Raw genomic sequence first — 22,504 nt, forward strand, 5'->3', positions numbered from 1 at the left:
CTTAAATAAGGCTGCAACCTTCACTTTGAGCTTTTCTCATTTCTGTGTACATTATATAATATCTGCCTTTGTTTTTCATTAATTTTTCATGGTTTCCGATTTCTTCTATTATTCCGTCAGACATAACGATTATCTGATCGTAATTTTTTATAGTATTAAGTTTGTGAGCAATAGTAATTACCGTTTTATTTTTTGTCAATTTGTCAAGAGAATTTCTGATTTCATGCTCATTGTCAGCATCAAGAGAAGCAGTAGCCTCATCAAGCAGTATAATCGGAGTGTTTTTCAATAATGCTCTGGCAATGGAAATTCTCTGTTTTTCTCCTCCTGACAAAGTTGATCCGCCTTCTCCTATAATCGTATCGTAGCCGTTTTCAAGCTCTGTAATAAAATCATGACAGTGAGCATTTTTAGCAGCCTCAATGACTTCTTCACGGGAAGCATCGGGATTCCCTAATTTTATATTGTTTTCGACTGTATCATTTACAAGATAGACATCCTGAAAAATCATACTTATATTTGTAAGAAGTTCTTCAGGATATATTTTTCTTATATCAATTCCACCGATAGTAACATTTCCCGACTGAGAATCCCAAAATCTTGCTATGAGGTTTGTTACAGTTGTTTTTCCCGAGCCTGAAGAACCTACAAGAGCAGTAGCTGTTCCCTGTTTTGCTTCGAAACTTATATTTTTCAGAACAGGTTTATCTTCTTCATAATAAAAACTTACATTGTCAAATTTTATATTGTAATTTTCAAAAGGCATACTTTCAAATTCGTAGGATATTTCTTTTTCTTTATATACGTTAATGAGCTTATCTGTAGCAAGTTTCATGTATTGAAAAAGTACATACTGGGATGAAAAAGCTTTCAAAACATTGGAAAGAGAAAGACTTATAATAATATAGGAAAAAAATTCTATTTTGTTTATAGAATGAGTTATAAACAGTTTTGTGGAAAGTAAGAGCAGCAAAGCAAAGGAAATATCCACAGTAAGCTGAAAAATAAGAACATAAGGAGCAAGGGCTATTTCCGTGTTAATACTTTCTTTTTTCAAATTATGAAAACTGTCTTTCAGCCTTTTAAATTTTTCGCCCACAAGATTATATGACTTAAAAAGTTCCATTCCTGAAATATATTCGACCATACGTGAAACGACATTATCCATTGTATGTTTTTTCTTTAAAGCTATTTTCGAACTTTTTTTCATTCCCGCAATTATAAATATTATTCCCAATCCTGCAATAACAATCTGCAAAATTCCTAAAAGGGGAGAAATAACAAATGTGATTAACAATAAATATGCTGATAATATACTCAGTTTTATAATTTCCGATGTACTGTGAGTTAATACATGCTCAAAGTCCTGTAAATCGTTAGTCATAATATTGATAATGTTTCCGATATTGTGCTTATTGAAATATCCTAAATTGAGGTTTCTCAAATGATCTCCCATGCGAAGTCTCAAATCCTGAATAATTCTTGCTCCCTGAGTTTGAACTCCTGTATATCCGATACGGTTGAAAGAGTATCTTAATATGTTGGCAATAAGCATAATAACACTGTAAATTATAATTTTTTTCAATGTGAAAGTATTTGTTATGAGATCGATTATTGTAAAATAAAACATCATATAATTCATCATATAAAACAATGAATCAATGACAAGAAAAAATACGGGTTTTTTCAAAAGTTTGAATTCTTTTCCCGAAAGAGTTTTTATATCCTTTAACATTTTTGTCCCTCCGTTTCTTCATTGTACAAAGACCATAAGTGCCAGTAGTCTGCCTTATTTTTTAAGAGTTCTTCATGAGTTCCCTGTTCGACGATTTTTCCCTTATTCATAAAAACAATGTTATCTGCATTTTTAATAGTGTAAAGTCTATGAGCTATAATTAATGCAGTTTTTCCCTTTAACAAAGTTTTTAAAGCAGCCTGAATTTTTGTTTCATTTTCAATGTCCGAATAGGAAGTAACTTCGTCAAGAATAACAATAGGAGTGTCTTTTAAAATAGCACGGGCAATGGAAATTCTCTGTTGTTCTCCCCCGCTTAATTTAACTCCCCCTTCACCTATTTTAGTTTCGTATTTATCAGGCAAAGACATTATAAAATCATGTATTTGAGCTTTTTTGGCAGCATCTTCTATCTGCTCGGAATTATAGTTTTTTCCCATTTTTATATTTTCATAAATTGTGTCATGGAGCATAAAAGTATCCTGAAAAACAAAAGATATTTTATCCATAAGGCTATCGTAGGAAATGTCTTTTATATCAATGCCGTCAACAGTTATTTTTCCTTCGCTGATATCCCAAAATCTTCCTGCTAAAAGTCCTATAGTCGTTTTTCCTGAACCTGAAGGTCCTACAAGAGCAACGGTACTTCCCACTTTAATATCTAAAGAAAAATTATTTATAACTTTAGTTTTATTATAAGCAAAAGTTATATTTTCGTATTTTAAACTTTGGGAAAAGTTTTGAGGAAATTCTATATTTCCTGATATTTGTTCTTTTTCATCAAAAATCTCAATTATTTTTTCCATTCCTTTTAAAAGAAATGAAAATTTTTCCGAAAGCTCAAAGAGTGATTTTAACGAATTAAGGAAAATCGTACTCATTAAAAGAAAAAGGATATAAACGGGAATTGATATTTGATGATTTAAAAGCATTATTCCGCCTGCAGGAATGATAAAAAATAATCCTCCGTCTACAAGACACAAAAATGCAGAATAATAAGGCACTGAAAGTTCAGTAAGTTCAATCCAGTAATCTGCATATTCCTGAGTGTTATCTCTGTAGTCTTTAAAAGATTTTGCACTGAGATTAAAGGCTTTCATAACATTCATGGCATTTATATATTCCATAATAGTCGAATTAAGTTTTGCCACAAGTTTATAAAAATGATCAACTCTGCTCATAAAACTTTTCATCATACCCGTTTGAGCGATTATTCCTAAAATGACAGGAATAAACAGTACTAATGATAATTTCCAATTATAATAAATCATAATTCCTAAAAAAATAAGGGGAGTGGCAAAAGCCGAAGATAAATCAGGAATTTGATGAGCAATAAAATTTTCAAGCTTTTCCACATCTTCATTAATAATTTTTTTCAATTTCCCTGATGTGTTTTTTTTGAAAAATCCCATATTCAGTTTTGACATATGTTTAATTAAATCTATTCTTATTTTATAAAGGATATTAAATGCCGAAACATGAGAAAATATACCTGATAAAACAAAAGTTACAACTCTTATAATTATAAATATTATTGTAATAAAAACTAAATTCTGAATTTTGTTATAATCAACGGCTTCTTTAAAAAGCTCCAGAATGATATTATATATCAGAATATAAGGAACTGCCGAAAGTGTTGTACTTATTATGCTGAATAAAGCCGAAAAAATAAGTTTTATCTTATGCTGTCCCGACAGTTTTAATAAAAATTTCAAATTATTCATAAAAAGCTCCTTTCAAAAAATTTTGATTATCAAAGTAATTCCATTAAATTATACCTCATATTTTTCAAAAATTCCATAGAGTAAATTACTGATTTTTAAAGTATACATTTTTTTGTCATATATTGTTTTATAAATAAAAGAAGAAAGAAATTTGTCAATATAAAAAATAATATGGTATAATTATTATAAAATAAGAACTTAGGAGAAAAAATATGCAAATAAACAGATTATTTGAAACGGTCCATATGCTTTTAAATAAAAAAAGTATGACTGCCCGTGAATTGGCGGAACATTTTGAAGTTTCCATAAGAACTGTATATAGAGATATTGAAACACTTACTTTTGCTGGAATACCCGTTTATTCTACAAGAGGAAAAAACGGAGGGATAAAATTACTTGATGAATATGTGTTGGATAAATCGATAATTTCCAAAGATGAGCAAAATGATATACTTTATGCTTTACAAAGCCTGAAAGCAGCTAATTATCCTGAAGTTGAAGAAACTTTGGAAAAATTGAGCGTAATTTTTAACAAAACATCAGGCAACTGGATAGAAGTAGATTTTTCAGAATACGGAAATGAACAGAAAGAATTATTTGAAAATATAAAAAATGCAATAATAAATAAAAAAGTTATTAGATTTGAATATTATAACAGTCAGGGAATAAAATCTGAAAGAAGTGCAGAACCTTTAAAATTAAAATTTAAAGTAAGGGCATGGTATTTATCTGCTTTCTGTCGTAAAAGCAATGAAATGAGATTTTTTAAGATTAGAAGAATTAAGAGATTGTCGGTAACAGAAGAAATTTTTGAAAGAACTTCTGAAAATATAGAGATTCCTGATAATGAAACTAAAGCTCCAAAAGTAAAAATAACGATGACAATAGATAAATCACAGGCATACAGAGTTTATGACGAATTTTCCGAAAAAGATATAAAAGTATCTGAAAACGGAGATTTTGAAATCATATCGGAATTGATTGAAAATGAATATCTTTACGGATATTTATTGTCGTTTGGAGAATATATAAAAATAATAGGACCGACTCGACTGAAAAAAATTCTTGAGGGAAAAGTAGAAAAAATGAAAAAGAATTATTAAAGATTACAGCGAAGAGATTGAATCAAAATGAATATGAAAATTTTGGCAATTATAGATATTGTTTGATATCAGGAACGGTTTTGCCGAAGATTTTATAAATATATAAAAAGCCCCATGTTTCAGGGGCTTGAGGTTTTCAATCAGAAAACTGTCCTTTGCATTATCAGAAATAAAATAATGCAGAGAAAAAGAATCTTCATCGTAAAACCTCCTTGTTGTGTTGAAAGAGTTTTTGGAACTCTTTCATTAATTATATTATAATAAAAATCAAGTTAAATTTTAACTAAATCTTTAAACATGATAACATATGATTTTATTTTATAATTATTGAAACAAAAAAAGCCGAAAACATTCAGCTTTTTTTGTCCAAATTTTTTTATTTCACACAACAAGTTTGTTTCTATATTCATTTTAACAAAAAAAGCTGAAAATGTCCAGCTTTTTTGTCATAATTTTTATTTAAGTTTTAACAGAATGATTTTATTTTATAGAAAGCTTTATAATAAATTTGAATGTGTATCCCAGTTAGATTTTATACTATATTTTCAATTCGGTCCCAGAAATTAATTTTAAAATAAATTTTAATATGACGTACTGTAGTCATATTATGTATTGTATAATAAATTTATAAAATTTAAAATACAGGAGGGAAGTAATGAATAAATAGTTTTTGTAATTTTGGATAAATTTGCAGATTGGGAAGTAGTATTTTTATCTACAACTTTAAATAATAAAAGAGTTGCACGTGATTATATTGTCAAATATGCTTCAACAGATAAAGAAATAAAAACTTCTATGGGAAATTTAAAAGTCTTGCCGGATATGACTATAGATGAAATTTCTGACGATATAAAAGGAATAGTTTTAATAGGAGCTGACGGCTCATGGAGAAATTTGAATAATGAAATGAATGATAAAATAATGAATCTTGTTCAAAGATTTAAAAAGAACGGAAAAGTAGTAGGTGCTATTTGTGATGCTGTGTATTATCTCGCTGTAAACGGTTTGTTAAATGACTGCAAACATACAGCGAACAGCTTGGAAGAAATAGAAAATAATAAAAATTATAAAAATAGAGAAAATTATATTCAAACAGATGAGATTACGGCTGTAACTGACGGTAAAACAGTAACTGCTTCGGGAACTGCACCGTTTGGCTTTGCAGTAAATGTATTAAAAGTATTGGAAGATATTTCCGAGAAAAATATAAATTTTTTAAAGGACATGTATACTGAAGGATTTACTAAAGCATTTGAAAAATATAATGAAATAAAATGAAAGGAAAAAAATTATGAATTATGAAATAGTCGAATTGGAAGGGAAAACATTGGTCGGATTAAAGATGAGAGTAAAAGATGATAAAACAATGTATGAGAAAATAGGAAATTTATGGAAAGATTTTTATTCACAGGATAATGTTCAGGATAAAATAAATGATAATGCTGTTGCAGTTTATTATAATTATAATAATAAAAACGGTTTTGAATATGATTTTTTCATAGGAAATGAAGTAGAAAGCGGTAATGATAAAATTCCTGAAAATATGACAAAATTGGAAATATCAAAAGGGAAATATGCAAAATTTAAGATTTTCGGAAACCCGAAAAGAGAAGTTCCCAAATTTTGGCAGGAATTTTGGAAAGAATTCGGAAAAGAAACATCTGAAATAAGAGCATATACTTATGATTTTGAGGAATATGTGACGGGAAATGATTACGAGAATACGGAGATAAATATTTATATTTCAATAAAGTAAGAAAATTTGTGAGAATTTGTTGTGTAAACTTGAATAAATGAAAATTATGCTTGAGAGGTGCTAAAATGGCAAGACCGACGACGAAAAAAGATTTATGTGAAGCGGCTGAAACGCAGTTTCAAAAACTGGAAAATCTCATAGACGGAATGAGTGAAGAAGAGCAAAAAGGAACATTTTTATTTGAGGATAGAGATAAAAATTTGCGGGATGTACTGATACATCTGTATGAATGGCACAATCTTGTTATAAATTTTGTAGAATCCAATATGAGAGGAAAAGAAAAAGGATTTTTCCCAGAGCCGTACAATTGGAAAACATATCCGAAATTAAATGTGGAATTTTGGGAAAAACATCAGAGTACTCCTTTGGAGAAAGCAAAAGAAATGTTAAAAAAGACTCATAAAAAGATAATGAAATTAATAGAAACTCGGACAAATGAAGAACTGTTTTCAAAGGGTATATACAAATGGACGAAAGGAAGTACACTCGGAGCATATTTCGTGAGTTCGACTTCGAGTCATTACAACTGGGCGATGAAAAAACTGAAAAAACATATTAAAATGTTCAGGATTGAAAAAAATGAAAGAATAGAGGTTTTGTGAAACAAATTAAATTTTTTCTTTATATAACAGCTTTTATTTGATATAATCAAAGAAAAGCATAAAGAAAGGAAAAAATATGAATTTTAGAAAAATTTTAAAATTATCATTGGTTACGTTGATTATTTTTATTGTTCAAAGTTGTATAACAGTAGAAACTGATATGAAAGTAAATTCGGACTTTTCGGGGAGTACAAATTCAAAAATAGCAATAGTCAAAGGTGTAATAACTGAAGAGCAACTGAAAATTGAAATTTCCAAATTGGGAATTGAAAAATATACATTGAAAAAAGAGAAAAGCAGCGATGAGCAGACAGATAGATACAGTGTGGATATAAACTGGAAAACTGAAGAAGATTTGAAAAAAATACTGAAATTTATCGGATCAGGAGGAATGGACTTAAGCACTGCAGAAAGCTCGGCGGGTAAACAGGGAACAGATACAAACAAAAAAGCCGAAACAGAACCGGCTAAAATATTTACAAAGGAAAAAGGCGAAGTAATCGTAGATATGGGCACATCGAAGATTGCAAGACTTACTGTAAAAGTAGACGGAAAAATAATTCCTGAGGAAAATCAGTCGGGAACTGTGTCCGAATCCAAAAAAGAAATAACTTTTTATCAGGGCGATCAGGTACATTTTAAATATAAAACAGGCGGAGGATTGTTCGAGAATGCTGTAAAAATAGTTCTCGGATTAGTAATACTGGCAATATTGGGATTGATAGGAAAAAATGTACTTTCAAAATCCAAAAAGAAAAATGAAAATTCCGAAGAAACTGATAAAACTGTTGCAGTTGAAGAAGTTGAAATTGTTGAAGAAAATAGTAATAATGAGGAGAAATAAAATATAAATCATATAAAAAATCTGGTTTTTTGTGCTAATTATTTATATAGCTAATATGGTAATGAGGAGTATAACTAATTTTACTCCTCTTTTTTGTTTTCAATTTCTGAAAATCATTTTCAAAAATACTTCCATTTATTAAAAAATAGGTTATAATTATAACAGAGGGAGTGATTAAGAAATGATAGATTTAAGCAAATTATCGACAGAACAGAACAATCCGAACAGCAAGAATATTGAGCTACAGGACAGTTACGAAATTGTAAAAAGGATAAATGAAGAAGATAAAAAGGTCGCGTTTTGTGTGGAAAAAGAGCTTCCGAATATTTCAAAACTGATAGATGCCATAATGTCAAGGTATAAGGAAGAAACAAGAATAGTGTATGTAGGAGCGGGAACATCGGGAAGGCTCGGAATACTTGATGCTTCCGAATGTCCGCCAACATACGGCGTTTCTTTTGAAAAAGTTCAGGGAATAATAGCGGGAGGAAATGAAGCTATATTTAAAGCCCGTGAAAATGCCGAAGATAGCAAAGAAGAGGGAAAACAGGATCTGATAAATATAAATCTGACTGAAAATGATGTAGTCATAGGATTGGCAGCTTCGGGCAGAACTCCTTACGTACTGGGAGCCATAGAATATGCGAATAGTATAGGAGCGGTAACAGGCAGTATTACTTGTTCTGAAAATTCGGAACTGTCAAAAGTAAGTCAATATCCGATAGAAGTTACTGTGGGACCTGAAATTGTTACGGGATCTACGAGGATGAAAGCCGGAACTGCACAAAAAATGATACTTAATATGATTTCCACAACGGTTATGATAAAGATAGGAAAAGTATTTTCAGGATATATGGTAGATGTTAAAACTTCCAATCAGAAACTGGTCGAGAGAGCCAAAAGAATAATAATGAATACTACAGGTAGCGATTACGAAACGACGAGTCGGGTTTTAGCTAAAGCATCAAATGAAGTGAAAACAGCCATAGCTATGATACTTTTGAGTCTGGATAAAGAAACGGCGAAAGAAAAACTGAAAGAATATAATAATAACGTAGCGAGGTTAATACATGAGTATTCTCATAAAATTGAGAGAAAATAAAGATTTTACGGCAAATGAAGAAGATATTGCAAAATATATAATAAAAAATTTCAGAAATATAAGGGAACTGGATACAAATATTATTGCTGCGAAAACCTATACAAGCAATGCCAGTGTTACGAGAATGTGCAAGAAAATAGGATTTAACGGTTTTCAGGATTTTAAAATGAAAATGATTGAGGAAGTCGTCAGCCTTGAAAATCAGGAAATTAATTTTGAGAACAGTGATATTGACAAAAAGGACAGTACGACAATAATTATCGAGAAACTGAATAAGTTAAGTATAAGTTCTTTACAGGAAACAAAGCTTTTACAGGAAGTTTCAATGATAGACAGTGTAGTGGATCTGATTACCGAAAAAGAAGTTATTGATTTTTACGGAATAGGAGCTTCTCATATAGTTTGTCTTGATGCACAGTATAAATTTATGAGAGCAGGAAAGATTGTAAATACATTTGAAGGCTCTGATTTGCAACATGTTCAGGCGGTAAACAGCAATTTAAAACATTTGGCAATATTGATTTCATATTCGGGATTGACAAAGGAAATTCTGGATATAGCCGAAATACTTCAGGAAAAAGAAATAGAAACCGTTTCCATAACAGGATACGGAAATAACAAACTTGTAAAGAAATGTAAATATAATTTGTATGTTACTTCAAGAGAAGCATTAATCAGAAGTGCAGCTATTTATTCGAGAATATCAATGTTGAATTTGATAGATGTACTTTATTTCGTGTATTACAATAAAAATTATGATTATGTTTCAGAAAAAATAATAAAAACTAAAATAAATAAAATTTAAGAAAAGGAGAAGAAGATTATGGATGCTAAAAAAACGGCGAAAGAAATTTATGATATTTTAGGCGGTAGAGAAAATATCGTTTCAAATGCAGTGTGTATGACGAGATTAAGAGTAAAAGTCAGAAAAGATCCTGATTTAGCAGAATTGAAAAAAGTTGAAGGTGTATTGAATGTAGTAGAAGCAGATACTTTGCAAATAGTTTTGGGACCAGGAAAAGTAAATTCCGTAGGTCAGGAATTTTCAAAATTGACAGGGATTTCTTTAGGATTCTCGGACGACAACGTGGAAGACGTGGCGAAAGAAAATAAAAAGGTTAATAAGCAGAAACATGACGGACCTGTTCAGAGATTTCTTCAAAAAATAGCAAATATATTTGTTCCTCTGTTACCGGGAATAATAGCGGCAGGGCTTATAATGGGAATTACCAATGTAATAAATGTTACTACTAAAAATGCTTATAATACAATGTGGTGGTTTGCTGCAATAAAAAGTTTGGGATTTGTAATGTTCGGTTATCTTGCTATATATGTAGGTATGAATGCCGCAAAAGAATTTGGCGGTACTGCGGTACTTGGAGGAATAATCGGTGCTTTATTTATTGCAAATGATAAACTTCCTTTACTTGCAAAAACAGGAGATGCGGGGATTATATTACCTATTACAAATAAACCTTTTACTCCCGGTATAGGAGGATTACTTGCGGCACTGTTCATGGGAATGATAGTGGCATATTTGGAAAAACAGATAAGAAAAATAATACCTTCTATGCTTGATACATTTTTAACACCGCTATTGACACTGATAATAAGTGTATTTATAGCTTTACTTATAATACAACCGTTAGGAACAGGTATAACAAAAGGAATATATGTTATTCTTGACTTTGTATATAATAAATTGGGATTATTAGGCGGATATATTTTGGCAGCAGGATTCCTTCCTTTAGTTTCTGTAGGATTACACCAGGCATTGACTCCTATACACGTATTGCTTAACAATCCTGACGGTCCGACAAAAGGTATTAACTATTTATTGCCTATATTAATGATGGCAGGAGGAGGACAGGTCGGTGCAGGACTTGCTATATATGTAAAAACAAAAAATGAAAAACTTAGAACTATGGTAAGAAATGCTCTTCCTGTAGGAATATTAGGAATAGGAGAACCTTTAATGTATGCGGTAACTTTACCTTTAGGGAAACCTTTTATTACAGCATGTTTAGGTTCAGGATTAGGAGGATTTTTAGCAGCATTATTCCACTTGGGTACTATATCTCAAGGAGTTTCGGGATTGTTCGGATTATTAATAGTTGTTCCGGGAACATGGATTTTCTTTATAATAGCAATGTTGGGAGCATATGCAGGAGGATTTGTATTAACATATTTCTTTGGAGTGGATGACGAAAGAATAGAAGAAATATACGGAGAGTGATATTATGAAAAAAATATTATTAGTATTATTTGGTATCTGTTCTTTTATAACTTTCCCTTTTACCGAAGTAAATACAAAAGTATACAGTAAAGCCATGAAAAAAGATGTTCCGATAACGGTAGTTCTGCCGAACGGATATTCAAACAGCAAAAAATATAATACAATCTACGTTTTACATGGATGGTCGGGGTCAAACAAAAATTATCCCGAAAAAACTTCCATAGGAAAATTATCCGATGAGTTTGGTATTGTCTATATTTCTCCTGACGGAAATTACGACAGCTGGTATATAGACAGTCCTTTGAAAAAAGACTCGAAATATTATACTTTCGTGTCGAAAGAACTGGTGGAATATGTAGACAACAATTATTCCGTTTATAAAGAAAAAGAGCACAGAGCAATAACAGGATTGAGCATGGGAGGATTCGGAGCCTTTTACATCGGGATAAAAAATCAGAATGTTTTCGGAAATATTGGAAGCATGAGTGGCGGAATGGATCCTGAGCAGTATAAGGGAAACTGGGGAATAGACAAAGTTCTTAACAGCAACTGGTTCGAATACAATATAAAAGACATAGCTCATCAGCTTATAGGAACAAAATCAAACATAATAATAGATTGCGGAGTGGATGATTTCTTTATACAGCCTAACAGAGAGTTACATAAAAAACTTCTTGATTTGAATATAAAACACGATTATATTGAAAGGGACGGAGCACACAGCTGGGCTTACTGGGATAATTCCATAAAATACCAGACATTTTTCTTTAATCAGAAATTTAACGGTAAGTAAGGAGGCGGATAATGAAAAAGACATTATTGATTTTACTTAATATGTTAATATTTTTAAATGTATTTTCCTATCAGATAGAGAAAAGTTTTCCTGTGGATAAAGACAGTTTTGATGATTCAATATTGACAAATGACATGCTTGAGTTTAAAGCCTTTAAAAATCAGGGATATATCATTTTGGATTATGAAGGACTGAATCATGCAGATATTTATATAAACGGAGTAAAGCTGAAAACTGATGATTTAAAAGGAAAAGGTACGGCAAAAATAGATATTTCAAAAATGACGAAAAATGATAAAAATATCTTTCAGATTAGTAACCTGGAAGGAAAAGTAAATGTAAAAATACCTTATCCGACAGTTACTGAAAATAAAAAAATAAAATCTTATAACAGTGAAACAATAAAATTTTTGGATGAGTTTGTGCAGGCGGAAATTAAAGCGGGATTGCCTTCGGCACAAATAGCGGTAATAAAAGACGGAAATCTGGAAATTTTGTCGAGTTACGGATATGTAAATAATTATAATCAGGATGGAAGCGAAATAAAGGATAAAATAAAAGTTACCGATGAAACGGTTTATGATTTGGCAAGTAATACAAAAATGTACGCTACAAACTACGCTATAATGAAACTTGTTTCAGAGAAAAAATTGAATCTGGATGATTATGTTTATAAATTTTATCCCGAATTTACAGGAAATAATAAAGAAAAAGTTCAAATAAGCGATTTATTAAAACATCAGGCGGGATTTCCTCCGGATCCTCAGTATTTTAATGATAAATACGATAAAGATGACGGCATACCTAACGGGAAAAACGATTTGTATGCCATAGGTAAAGAAAATGTCAGAAAAGCTATTATGAAAACACCTTTGATATATGAGCCTAAAACTTCTACAAAATATTCGGATGTGGATTATATGCTTTTAGGACTTATTGTTGAAAAAGTTACTTCAAAAGACCTGGATACTTATTTGAAAGAGAATTTTTACAATAAGCTTAATTTGAAAAAAACGACTTTCAATCCTTTGAAATACGGTATAGCTAAAAACGTTGCGGCAGCAACGGAATTGAACGGTAATACCAGAGATAACACTATCGATTTTGTGAATGCGAGAAAATATACTATTCAAGGGGAAGTTCACGATGAAAAAGCCTATTATTCAATGGGCGGAGTGTCGGGACATGCAGGATTGTTTTCCAATGCTTATGAATTGGCGAAATTAGCACAGATTATTGTAAATGAAGGCGGATATGACAATATTAAGTTTTTTGATAAAACAACGTTGGATAATTTTATAAAACCAAAAGATATAAATGCAAGTTACGGACTCGGTTGGAGAAGACAGGGAGATTTTAACTATAAATGGGCATTTTCGGGATTAGCTTCGAAAGAAACTGTAGGGCATACAGGTTGGACAGGAACGCTTACAGTTATAGAGCCGTCACAAAATCTCGTTATAGTTTTATTGACCAATGCAAAAAATTCGAGAGTTATAGATCCTGCTAAAAAGCCTAACGATTTTTACGGAAATCATTATTACACTACAAATTACGGTGTAATAAGTTCGATAATAATAGATGCTTATTCCAATATGAATAATAAAAAAGATACAAATTTGAGAATGAACGGTATTTTAGAAGATTTAATAAACGGAAAATACAATTTGATAAAAAGCGATTCCGATTATAAAAATTCTGCCGATATAAAAGATACTGCAGAGTTAATAAATTTGTTGGAAAAAAGAACAGGGAAATTAAATTCTGAATATCAGAAAATGAGAGAAGAACTTCAGAAAATGCAGTAAGATAGGAAAATAAGTATGAAAAAAAAATTTGAAACCGGATTTTCTGTTTACTTAAGTACGGATATTGAAAAAAATAAAAATATTATAAGTAAATTTGAAAATTCCGGTGCAAAATATGTATTTACTTCTTTAAATATATCCGAAGAAAAAGTGAATAAAAATTCCGAATTGAAGAAAATTATCAAATTCTGTTCGGAAAAAAACCTGAATTTGATAGTCGATATAAACAGCACAACGAAAAATATAATAAATATAAATGACGGAAATGTTTATTTTAGGATAGATGACGGATTGACATTGGACGAAATTTTGGAGCTTTCCGGAAAAAATAAAATAGTTTTGAATGCGAGTATGATAACGGAAGAAAATTTGGATTATTTTCAGAAAAAAGGAATGGACTTTTCAAAGGTTTTAAGTTTACACAATTTTTATCCTAAAAGATTTACGGGTATTTCCCGGGAATATTTGCAAAAGCAGAATCTGAAATATAAAAAATACGGGATAAAAACGATGGCATTTGTAAAAGGTGATGAATTGAGAGGTCCTGTTTACGAGGGGCTTCCCACTGTGGAAAAGCATAGAAATAAAAGATTTCTTACATCGTGTCTTGATTTACTGTTATTGGATACAGATATAGTTTTAGTGGGAGACATTGATATATCGGATAAAAATATGAAAGACTTCAAATATCTCAATAAAGGAATAGTTCCTTTGAGAAACTTTGATAATATACTTACAGACAGGGTATTTAAGGACAGAATAGATTTTTCCGAATATATAATAAGAGCTGTTGTTGATGTAAATATAGGTGAAAGCAGAAAAAGTTTTTGCGAATACATAACAAAAGAACTCGAAAAAAACAGAATAAATCTGAAAGAAATTTCCTGTAACGGTCCTATAAAAAAAGGAGATATACTTGTAAGTAATGAAAAATACTTAAGATATGAAGGTGAGCTTGAAATTGCTTTACAGGATTTGGGAATAGATGAAAAAAGATGTGTTGTTTCTAAAATAATAGATGAGGATATGGAGTTACTTGATTATGTGAGAGTGGTGGATAGGTTCCTTTTTGAAAAAAGTGACAAAAAATAGTTATCTTCCTTTTTCAAAAAAAGGAAGCGAAAAAATAACTCAACTCTAATTTTACATACTCAAAAATGCCCGTTTGCTATGAAAACAAAAAAGATGTTTTCATAACGCTCACTACCACATTTTTTACATTGTAAAATTAGAATGTTGAGGTTAGTTTTAAAAGTTAGAGTGTATATAAATAAACTCCCGCATTGTTTCACGAACTATGATTAACGGGAGTTTTTATATATTTTCTCCGACGTTGAAATTTTACTTCGAGAAATACGAAACGAAACGTTATAAAAACAACTGTTCGAGTATAGGGAGTTTGTTATTTTTATAGTGCAGTGAGTTATTTCGAGTTAGTAAAATTTTAGTCGGTTATTTTTTGCTACTTTTTTCAAAAAAAGCAGTTAAGATTTTAAGCACTCACAACCAAACTTATAAGCTGCTCAAGAGTCTGTTCTCCTATAGCTGACTGTTTTCCGTTTATATAAACGACAGGAACTCCCTGAATATTTTTTTCAGCCACTTCTTCAGGATAAACTCCTCCGTCTACAAGTGAAGATGTAATATTAGGGTTACTTGAGGCAATAAGATTTAGAGCCTGGACTACTTCAGGACACTTTGTACATGAAAGAGAAATAAAAGTTTCAATATTCAAATGTTTGTTTACAGACGAAATTTTATTTAACTGATCTCCTTCCAGTTTTCTTCCCAATCCTGCAAGTCCTAAAACTGCAAGGATGAAACTGTTGAACTCATGTCCGCCCGGTATTCCGCAAAAATTAATCCCTGTTTTTTCTCCGTTTTTAAGTAAACTGAATGAAACAGGTCTTGTTATTTCGAGTTTTTCTTCCAATGAAGTATCTTCACCGAAAGATTTTTTTGTATAATTTACTTTATCGGATATTTCGTCTATTTCGGTTAAAAAAGCCTGAAGTTCAACAGATTTTTGACTGCTATCCAAAAATGAAACGATTTCTATCGGTTCTGAAATTTTGTTAAAATATCCTTTTAACTGTTCAATTATATTTGTATCCAAAAATGCCATGGTTTTCTCCTTAATTGAGTGAATAATTATATTTTTCCTACTAAATCCAATCCCGGTTTCAATGTAGCTTCTCCTTCTTTCCATTTAGCAGGACAAACTAATCCCGGATTTTCAGCAACAAATTTTGCAGCTTTTGCTCTTCTTACCAACTCTGAAGCATCTCTTCCGATTCCTTCGTCATTTACTTCGTAAGCAACTATTTTTCCTTCAGGATTTACGATGAAAGTCCCTCTGAATGCCAATCCTGTTTCTTCGTTCAATACTTCAAAAATTCTTGAAACAGTCATTGTAGGATCTCCGATCATTGCATAAGTAACTTTTTTAATAGCATCCGAATGATCGTGCCATGCTTTATGAGTAAAATGAGTATCTGTACTTACAGAGTAAACGTTAAATCCTAATTTTTTAAGTTCTTCGTGGTGATCTTCCAAGTCTTCCAATTCTGTAGGACATACAAATGTAAAGTCTGCAGGATAGAACATAAAGATATTCCATTTTCCCAACATGTCTTTTTCAAAAGATACTTCTCTGAATTCCTCGTTTTGATAAGCCTGTGCAGTAAAGTTTTCTAATTTTTTTCCGATTAATGACATTATTATTCCTCCTATGTGTTATTGTTTTTAATTTAAAATCATTACAAAAATCTTTCGAGTACATTATATATAAAACAAAATGTTTTGTCAATAAATTTTACGGAAAATATTATTTTTATCTTCAAAGGAAAATTTTAAAAGATTATGAATTACACGGATATTATTCAGATCAAAAATATTGTTGTATTTTTATTTGATGCAATCTCTTATTAATTCCGGAGAAAATAATAAATTTTCATTATTTTTTACTTCTGATAAAGTATAGTCTTTTTTGATTTCTCCGTTTTCGTAAACAAGCTCTAAAACAGAATTTTTATGGTATTCATTTTCTTTTAAATGGGAAATATTGACAGTTCTGTAATCTCCGTTATCGGTCTTTATCAGGTCAAGACGTCCTTTTTTGCTTACTTTCCCTCTGTCTGTAACAGGATTTTTAAAAACGTCTATTATTTTATCTCCGATTTTTATGCAGCTGCATTTCATTGCAAATTTATGAGTATCTCTGTTTATGCTTGATTTGGAATTTCCCTGTAATAAAGCACCGCCGCAGCCTAAAGAAACATTTTCTGCAGAATAGCCGTTATCTTTAAGAGCCTTGTATATATCCCAAACAGTGTTTTCATTAATGCCGTCTCCCTGAATAACTCTGACTTTATTGATGACTTTATATTCTTTGGAATTAACAGTGCATCCGAAATTATGTTCAAGGCTTTCGAGTGCAAACAGTATATTTGTAATGGCATCGCCGCTGTCGGGTCTTATGACCAGAGTACCGTTACGTTCTGAAATTTTGTCGTGAAGTTCTTTCCCGATAATATTTTCTACAGCGTTGAAATAGTTGTAACTGTCAAGGACTATTGCTATCGTTCCTGTAGGAAAAGAGTCGAGCATATTTTCATAAGCGTCTTTTTCATGTTTTTTTGTCCACGAAGTCATTGTACTGTGCTCGGAAGCAGGTATACTGAACCCTGCCATTTTGTCGTGATAATATTTTCTTGCGAATAAAAGGGAATAAAGGGTATCCGTACCCGAAAAATTTGTTAAATGGGCAAGTCCTCCTATTCCCGCACTTTCTTCACTTGAAACTCCTCTATATCCGAAATCATGGAACTTAAAAGGGATCTCTTCTTTTACGTTATCACTTGTTTCTTTTAAAAAGTGCTCTATAATTTGCTTTACTTTAAACGAAAAAGTAGCAACTGTAATAGGGTACCATATTTTCAGTAACAGCGTTTCAACCCAACCGACAATCCACGGAACATTAGGATCGGTAGACTCCACAGTTACAAGAACATTATGATTTTTAACAACTGCACCTTCGGGAACAGCTCTTATTCTTAGAGGAAGTTTTCCATCCAACTTTTCTACAATATAATTCCAACCTTCTTTAAAAAACGGTAGTCCATGTAATGTACATATTTCTTCAGCTTCTTCAATCATTTCTTTTGTAATCGGTTTAGTCAGATATTCTTTCAGGTAATACTGTAAACCGAAAAATTTTGTGTATCCGTAAAGTCCGCCTCGACTTTCAATATAATCGTGCATATAGGTAATGCCTGCAGGATATTGCTTCGGATGTGTCATTTTATAAGAATCTGTCGCTAAAATAAGGTTTTTCATATGAACTCTCCTTTTTAAATTATATATTTTTCTTTAAAGCTAATTTAAGTATACCGTCATTATAATCCATTTTAATTGAATCACAAATTCTTGCGACAAGCAAAAGTTTGTTGGAAGCATCTCCTTCTCCCATTAATTCCCAGTATTCATCGTATTCGGCATCGTGATGAATGCTTAACAGTTTTTCGGTTTCTTTTATTTCTTTATCGGATAATACTGTAAATCCTTGAGTAAAAATTATATACCCGTCTTTTAGAGGGTTTTTTTCAATTTTAATTTGAAAATTTTCAGAATTTTTTTCTAGATAGAATGAAGTTATTTCGTTTACGATTTTCGATACAATTTTAATATTTTTCATTTATTTCCTCCTTGAAAAGTTTGAAGTACAGGGACACCCACACTTGCGACAATACCTGCGGCAAGTCCTGTATTATAGAGATTAAGCCCTCCGTGAGCAGAGCCTATATTTAAAACCAGACAGTAATTCAGAAATCCTGCAAGTATACCTGCAAAAATGCCGAATTTGCCGCTTATAGGGGCAAGAGTAGTGGAAAAAAACAGCGTAACTGCAAAAGCAGTTATCGAAGTATTTTGCCCGAACAAATAATAAGCAATTATAACACCGATTATTACGGGAAATATGTTTTTAATATGTTTCCCGAATCCTGCAAAAGCTACAACAGTAATCATTCCCGAGAGGATAGGACCGTTAAGCATAGGAAATAAAAGAAAAATCAGTCCCAAACAGAAAAATCCGAGTAACCCCATATTTATGATGACTAAAGGAAATCCTTCCGTAACAGTAAAATCGCTTACAAGCTTTCCCGAATGAGAAAGCAGATTTTTCAATCCGTTAAAGGAATATCCGTTTTTTATAAATCCGTATACTATGTAGAAAGAAAAAACTGCTATGAATAAAGCTAAAAGCCTGTAATCTATTGTTTGAATAAAGTCTTTCTTAAAGGAAACTGTAACTTTTGCAGCTTTTAAAATCGAATAGGATACTATTGCAACAAGTCCCGCCGCAAAGCCCGTATTATAAAGACTGTAACCGCCATGTATAGGTAAAACCTGTGCAGAAATAAGAGGCATAATGAATCCTAAAACTGTTCCCGAAATAAGAGCGATTCCTATACCTAAAGGAGAATATCCGAAGAACTCCGCAATAACACTTACAAAAGGAGAAAGTGATGTGGAAAACATACAGACGATTATTACAGTTTTAAACTTTTTACCACTTACTTTTGCATAAAGCCATGCTCCCATATAAAAAGGAATTATATTCAGCAGATTTTTCCCCATAAATGAAAATCCGAGCATTAAAAATATTCCCGATATGATAAGTCCGTTGATTTTCATATCCATTTTATATAAAAGATAAATGTTGATTAAAGTTATAATCGAAGCATTGAAAATAGCCGCTTCTTTGCCTCCGATAAAGAAATAATCAGTTATTAGAATACCGTCGGATAAAAGAATATTTTTCATTCCTTCCAAAAGTTTGTAAGGAGTTGATAAAATAATCGAATAAATCAGTAAAATAAAAGGTAAAAGTGAAATAATCAGATATTCCTGTTTTTTTTCTTTTGTCATAAATTTTAATTTCTCCTTTCGTTAAATAGATTATTACTTTAGTATAACATTTTTTTGAAATTTTGAGATAAAAAATTTATAAAAATCGTTGGACAAATATATTTTGATAGGATAAAATAAGAATAGATAAAATTTTTATAAAAAATCTGTAATTTAAAGTGAAAGGCGGAAAACAGTGAAAAGATTTTTCTTATTATTTTCAAAAATAGCATTATTTTTTTCAATATGTTTTTTAACAGTCAATTATATAGATGAGGCATCAAGAAATTACGCATTGAATTTGTCCAAAAAGTTTTATGTGAGAGAAAAAGTGAGCTATACCGAAGTCGGAATAATTTTATGCAGAGAAGACTATTTTTATAATGAAATGTACTTGACAAATGAATACGGGCAAGTGGATAAGTTGAAGAAAATCGGAGATCTTTGGGTAGGTCATATTTTGTCTTATGAAGAGTCGGATAAAAAGATTTTTACTTATCAGCACGATAATGCAGGAATTTATTTCGATATGTTTAAGGACAGACTGAAAAAATATAAAGGGTATTTTATTATAGGAGAAGGTGTGGAGCAGTTTGGAATGAGTTTGGAAGAGGTTGTAGAATATCTGAAAGTAAGAGAAATAGAATTTAAAGATACTCCGACTTATTATGTAAAAAAATTCGGGTATAAAAAAGACTTGGCTTCGGAAGCTCTGAATAAGAAACTGGCAGCACTTTACGGAGAAGAAAATATAGAAAAAACCTTTATTCAAAAAAAGAAAATCAGAATGCTTTTAGGAGTTATAGGATTAGGATTGGGAATTTTAGGAGTGGCAGTGTTTAGAGGGAATAGGGATGAGGAGTGAAACAGGAGAGAAAGTGGAAATTGAGATATATAGTTCAATACACTGTAAAACCTAAAACATAAATAAAACAAATTTAAGTATTAAAAAATAATATGAAAAATAGTATTGACTTTTATTGAAAATAAAGGTATTCTTCTAAGGAAGATATAATGAAATTTGAAAATTTAATAAAACTAAAGAAAGGAGTTTTAATGAAGAAAATAAAAAATCTTTCTTTTTTTCTTCTTTTGTGTTCGGCTGTTGTTAATGCAGCTCCCAAAGATGAGGCAAACAGGCTTCTTGATAAAGAGCAGCAAAGACTTGAACAGGAAAGGCAACTTAATGAACAGGAAAACAGAAGAAAAGAAATTGAAGGCAGTAAATTTACTCCTGACATAGAAGTTAAATCTGTAGAAGAAGAAAATGTAACGACTTTTCTATTAAAAGACCTTCAAATAATAGATAAAGATAAACTTTTATCTGAGGGAGATAAATTTCAGTTAAGTAAAAATACAAATATAAAGAAATAGGTGTGAAAGAATTAAATATATTATTGAATGAAGCTAATGCAATACTCGTAAAAAAGGGATATGTTACAAGCAGAATTAATGTTAATACCGACAATATACAGCAAGGGGAAATTACTTTTGAAGTAATAACGGGAAGAATAGATAAAATAAAACTGAATAACAACAGTTTTGCAGATAAATTAAAAATATTTTTTAATAAGCCCAAAACTAAAGGTAATGTGCTGAATATAAGAGATATAGATACAATGACAGATAATTTTAATAAAAATGCATCAAATAATTTTGCAGTAAACATAGAGCCCTCTGATAAAGAAGGCTTTTCTAATATAATTGCAAAAAACGAAATAAAAGGAAAAACAACAGTAAGTGTAGGATATAATAATTACGGAGATGAACAGGGAGGAAAAAACAGACTTAAGATAGGACTTGATATAGAAAGTCCCTTAGGAGTAAATGACCTTTTAAGTATGAATATACAGGAGTAAAAAGAAAGAAAGTGGATAGAAGCTGGAAGATACCTGAATCACAACTTTTACCGGGACAAATAGCACCGAGCGGACCTGTACCGGGATACGATCCTAAGATACACGGATTACTTCCCCCTCAAAGACAGACTTTACTGTGGAATATAACATACAGAATACCTTTCAGAAGTTACTCGTTAGTATTAAGCGGAAATAAGAGTGTATACAGAAGGTCAACTTATGCGTATAACACAATATATGATTTATCAGGATCAAGTACATCACTGATGGCAAATTTATCAAAAATATTGTATCGAGATAATAAAAGTAAACTTACAGGAAATATAGAAATAAAAAGAAAAACAGTAAGTCATATTTTGAAGATGTGGAACTGACAAACAGAAACTTAACAATAGGAACATTGGGAGTAAATTATGACTTTGCATTGTTTAAGGGAGTAAGCGGCTTATCTGTATCATACAGTAAAGGAATGAGAATATTCCATGGAGAAAAAGATATAGAAAAAGGAGAAACAGCACCGAAAGCTGAAGCAACAAGATACAATGCAAGTTTTTACTGGTATAAGCCTATAAAGAATGCAGCATTCAGACTGACAGCGGAAATGCAGAAGTCAAGAGATGTAAATTACGGAAGTGAAAAGATAAGTATAGGGGGAATAGGAAGTATACCCGGATATCAATATGATAATATATCGGGAGACAGCGGATATTCAGTATTGGCAGAACTATCATATACATTCAGATATGAAAAACAGAGACTGATACCGTATATATCATACGGAATAGGAGAAACAAAGAATAATCATGATGAATCCGAATACAGACTTGGGAAAGTAAAAGGAGGAAGTATAGGGATAAGATTTTCAAGTACATATTTTGATATAGATGTATCTTATGCAAAGGCATTCAGTCAAAGTGAGTATGTGAAACCTAAAAATCATGAGGTTTATGCGAGTATGACTGTAAAATATTCTTTTTAATATAGATCTACTTTTTTAAGAAAAAAGTAGCAAAAAATAATCAACTCAAATTT

General features: G+C 31.1%; 21 protein-coding genes and 1 pseudogene. 15 read left to right on the forward strand and 7 right to left on the reverse strand.

Annotated elements, in window-relative coordinates; translation table 11 throughout:
• Window position 1 precedes the first annotated feature (1 nt).
• Complete coding sequence (locus tag FVE72_RS03540) at window positions 2–1,735, reverse strand: ABC transporter ATP-binding protein (RefSeq protein ID WP_026737280.1); 1,734 nt, start codon at window positions 1,733–1,735, stop codon at window positions 2–4.
• Window positions 1,729–3,459 (reverse strand): ABC transporter ATP-binding protein, encoded by a 1,731-nt coding sequence (locus FVE72_RS03545; RefSeq protein ID WP_006807974.1) that lies wholly within the window; start codon window positions 3,457–3,459, stop codon window positions 1,729–1,731. Before FVE72_RS03545 ends, FVE72_RS03540 begins: the two co-directional genes overlap by 7 nt.
• 212 nt (window positions 3,460–3,671) lie before the next feature.
• Here FVE72_RS03545 and FVE72_RS03550 point away from each other — a divergent pair, with 212 nt between their 5' ends.
• From FVE72_RS03550 to FVE72_RS03600, 11 genes are all read left to right on the forward strand, one after another.
• Window positions 3,672–4,562 carry a helix-turn-helix transcriptional regulator gene (locus FVE72_RS03550; RefSeq protein ID WP_006808023.1) on the forward strand — a complete coding sequence of 297 codons (891 nt, stop codon included), beginning with the start codon at window positions 3,672–3,674 and terminating at the stop codon, window positions 4,560–4,562.
• Window positions 4,563–5,225: 663 nt separating this feature from the next.
• Window positions 5,226–5,840 (forward strand): DJ-1/PfpI family protein, encoded by a 615-nt coding sequence (locus FVE72_RS03555; RefSeq protein ID WP_036056062.1) that lies wholly within the window; start codon window positions 5,226–5,228, stop codon window positions 5,838–5,840.
• Between the two features lie 13 nt (window positions 5,841–5,853).
• The gene (locus tag FVE72_RS03560) at window positions 5,854–6,318 is read left to right on the forward strand and encodes a GyrI-like domain-containing protein (protein ID WP_006807988.1); all 465 of its coding nucleotides are present in this window, start codon (window positions 5,854–5,856) and stop codon (window positions 6,316–6,318) included.
• Between the two features lie 65 nt (window positions 6,319–6,383).
• On the forward strand, window positions 6,384–6,920 hold the full coding sequence (locus FVE72_RS03565) for a ClbS/DfsB family four-helix bundle protein (protein WP_006807987.1): 537 nt from the start codon (window positions 6,384–6,386) through the stop codon (window positions 6,918–6,920).
• A gap of 76 nt (window positions 6,921–6,996) precedes the next feature.
• Entirely contained in the window at window positions 6,997–7,764 is a 768-nt protein-coding gene (locus FVE72_RS03570; RefSeq protein ID WP_006808011.1) for a hypothetical protein, read from the forward strand.
• 181 nt (window positions 7,765–7,945) lie between these two features.
• Entirely contained in the window at window positions 7,946–8,866 is a 921-nt protein-coding gene (gene murQ, locus FVE72_RS03575; RefSeq protein WP_036056064.1) for an N-acetylmuramic acid 6-phosphate etherase, read from the forward strand.
• A complete protein-coding gene (locus tag FVE72_RS03580) occupies window positions 8,835–9,671 on the forward strand; it encodes a MurR/RpiR family transcriptional regulator (protein WP_026737283.1) in 837 nt (278 codons plus the stop codon). The genes murQ and FVE72_RS03580 overlap by 32 nt, the downstream gene beginning before the upstream one ends.
• An 18-nt stretch (window positions 9,672–9,689) precedes the next feature.
• Complete coding sequence (locus FVE72_RS03585) at window positions 9,690–11,102, forward strand: PTS transporter subunit EIIC (RefSeq protein WP_026737284.1); 1,413 nt, start codon at window positions 9,690–9,692, stop codon at window positions 11,100–11,102.
• A 4-nt stretch (window positions 11,103–11,106) separates the two neighbouring features.
• Entirely contained in the window at window positions 11,107–11,895 is a 789-nt protein-coding gene (locus FVE72_RS03590; protein ID WP_026737285.1) for an alpha/beta hydrolase, read from the forward strand.
• A gap of 11 nt (window positions 11,896–11,906) precedes the next feature.
• Window positions 11,907–13,703 (forward strand): penicillin binding protein PBP4B, encoded by a 1,797-nt coding sequence (pbp4b, locus tag FVE72_RS03595; protein ID WP_026737286.1) that lies wholly within the window; start codon window positions 11,907–11,909, stop codon window positions 13,701–13,703.
• 15 nt (window positions 13,704–13,718) lie between these two features.
• Window positions 13,719–14,795 carry a MupG family TIM beta-alpha barrel fold protein gene (locus tag FVE72_RS03600; RefSeq protein WP_026737287.1) on the forward strand — a complete coding sequence of 359 codons (1,077 nt, stop codon included), beginning with the start codon at window positions 13,719–13,721 and terminating at the stop codon, window positions 14,793–14,795.
• 400 nt (window positions 14,796–15,195) lie between these two features.
• Here FVE72_RS03600 and FVE72_RS03605 read toward each other — a convergent pair whose 3' ends face one another.
• The 5 genes from FVE72_RS03605 to FVE72_RS03625 form a co-directional block, all read right to left on the reverse strand.
• A complete protein-coding gene (locus FVE72_RS03605) occupies window positions 15,196–15,828 on the reverse strand; it encodes a thioredoxin family protein (protein ID WP_026737288.1) in 633 nt (210 codons plus the stop codon).
• A 26-nt stretch (window positions 15,829–15,854) separates the two neighbouring features.
• The gene (ahpC, locus tag FVE72_RS03610) at window positions 15,855–16,421 is read right to left on the reverse strand and encodes an alkyl hydroperoxide reductase subunit C (protein WP_026737289.1); all 567 of its coding nucleotides are present in this window, start codon (window positions 16,419–16,421) and stop codon (window positions 15,855–15,857) included.
• Window positions 16,422–16,610: 189 nt separating this feature from the next.
• Window positions 16,611–18,041, reverse strand: a complete 1,431-nt coding sequence (locus tag FVE72_RS03615) for a nicotinate phosphoribosyltransferase (protein WP_026737290.1) — start codon at window positions 18,039–18,041, stop codon at window positions 16,611–16,613.
• A 19-nt stretch (window positions 18,042–18,060) separates the two neighbouring features.
• A complete protein-coding gene (locus FVE72_RS03620; RefSeq protein WP_026737291.1) occupies window positions 18,061–18,399 on the reverse strand; it encodes a hypothetical protein in 339 nt (112 codons plus the stop codon).
• On the reverse strand, window positions 18,396–19,634 hold the full coding sequence (locus tag FVE72_RS03625) for a DUF1576 domain-containing protein (RefSeq protein WP_036056066.1): 1,239 nt from the start codon (window positions 19,632–19,634) through the stop codon (window positions 18,396–18,398). The genes FVE72_RS03620 and FVE72_RS03625 overlap by 4 nt, the downstream gene beginning before the upstream one ends.
• 175 nt (window positions 19,635–19,809) lie before the next feature.
• Here FVE72_RS03625 and FVE72_RS03630 point away from each other — a divergent pair, with 175 nt between their 5' ends.
• The 4 genes and pseudogenes from FVE72_RS03630 to FVE72_RS11405 all read left to right on the forward strand — a co-directional run bounded on the left by FVE72_RS03630 (window position 19,810) and on the right by FVE72_RS11405 (window position 22,451).
• Complete coding sequence (locus FVE72_RS03630; RefSeq protein WP_026737292.1) at window positions 19,810–20,478, forward strand: hypothetical protein; 669 nt, start codon at window positions 19,810–19,812, stop codon at window positions 20,476–20,478.
• A gap of 191 nt (window positions 20,479–20,669) precedes the next feature.
• Window positions 20,670–20,987 (forward strand): hypothetical protein, encoded by a 318-nt coding sequence (locus tag FVE72_RS03635; RefSeq protein WP_146966361.1) that lies wholly within the window; start codon window positions 20,670–20,672, stop codon window positions 20,985–20,987.
• Window positions 20,988–20,989: 2 nt separating this feature from the next.
• Window positions 20,990–21,472 carry a POTRA domain-containing protein gene (locus FVE72_RS11545; protein ID WP_146966363.1) on the forward strand — a complete coding sequence of 161 codons (483 nt, stop codon included), beginning with the start codon at window positions 20,990–20,992 and terminating at the stop codon, window positions 21,470–21,472.
• 11 nt (window positions 21,473–21,483) lie between these two features.
• Window positions 21,484–22,451 (forward strand): annotated as a pseudogene (locus FVE72_RS11405) (ShlB/FhaC/HecB family hemolysin secretion/activation protein).
• Window positions 22,452–22,504 lie beyond the last annotated feature (53 nt).

Source organism: Pseudoleptotrichia goodfellowii (genome assembly GCF_007990505.1).
In the GTDB taxonomy this organism is placed as follows: domain Bacteria; phylum Fusobacteriota; class Fusobacteriia; order Fusobacteriales; family Leptotrichiaceae; genus Pseudoleptotrichia; species Pseudoleptotrichia goodfellowii.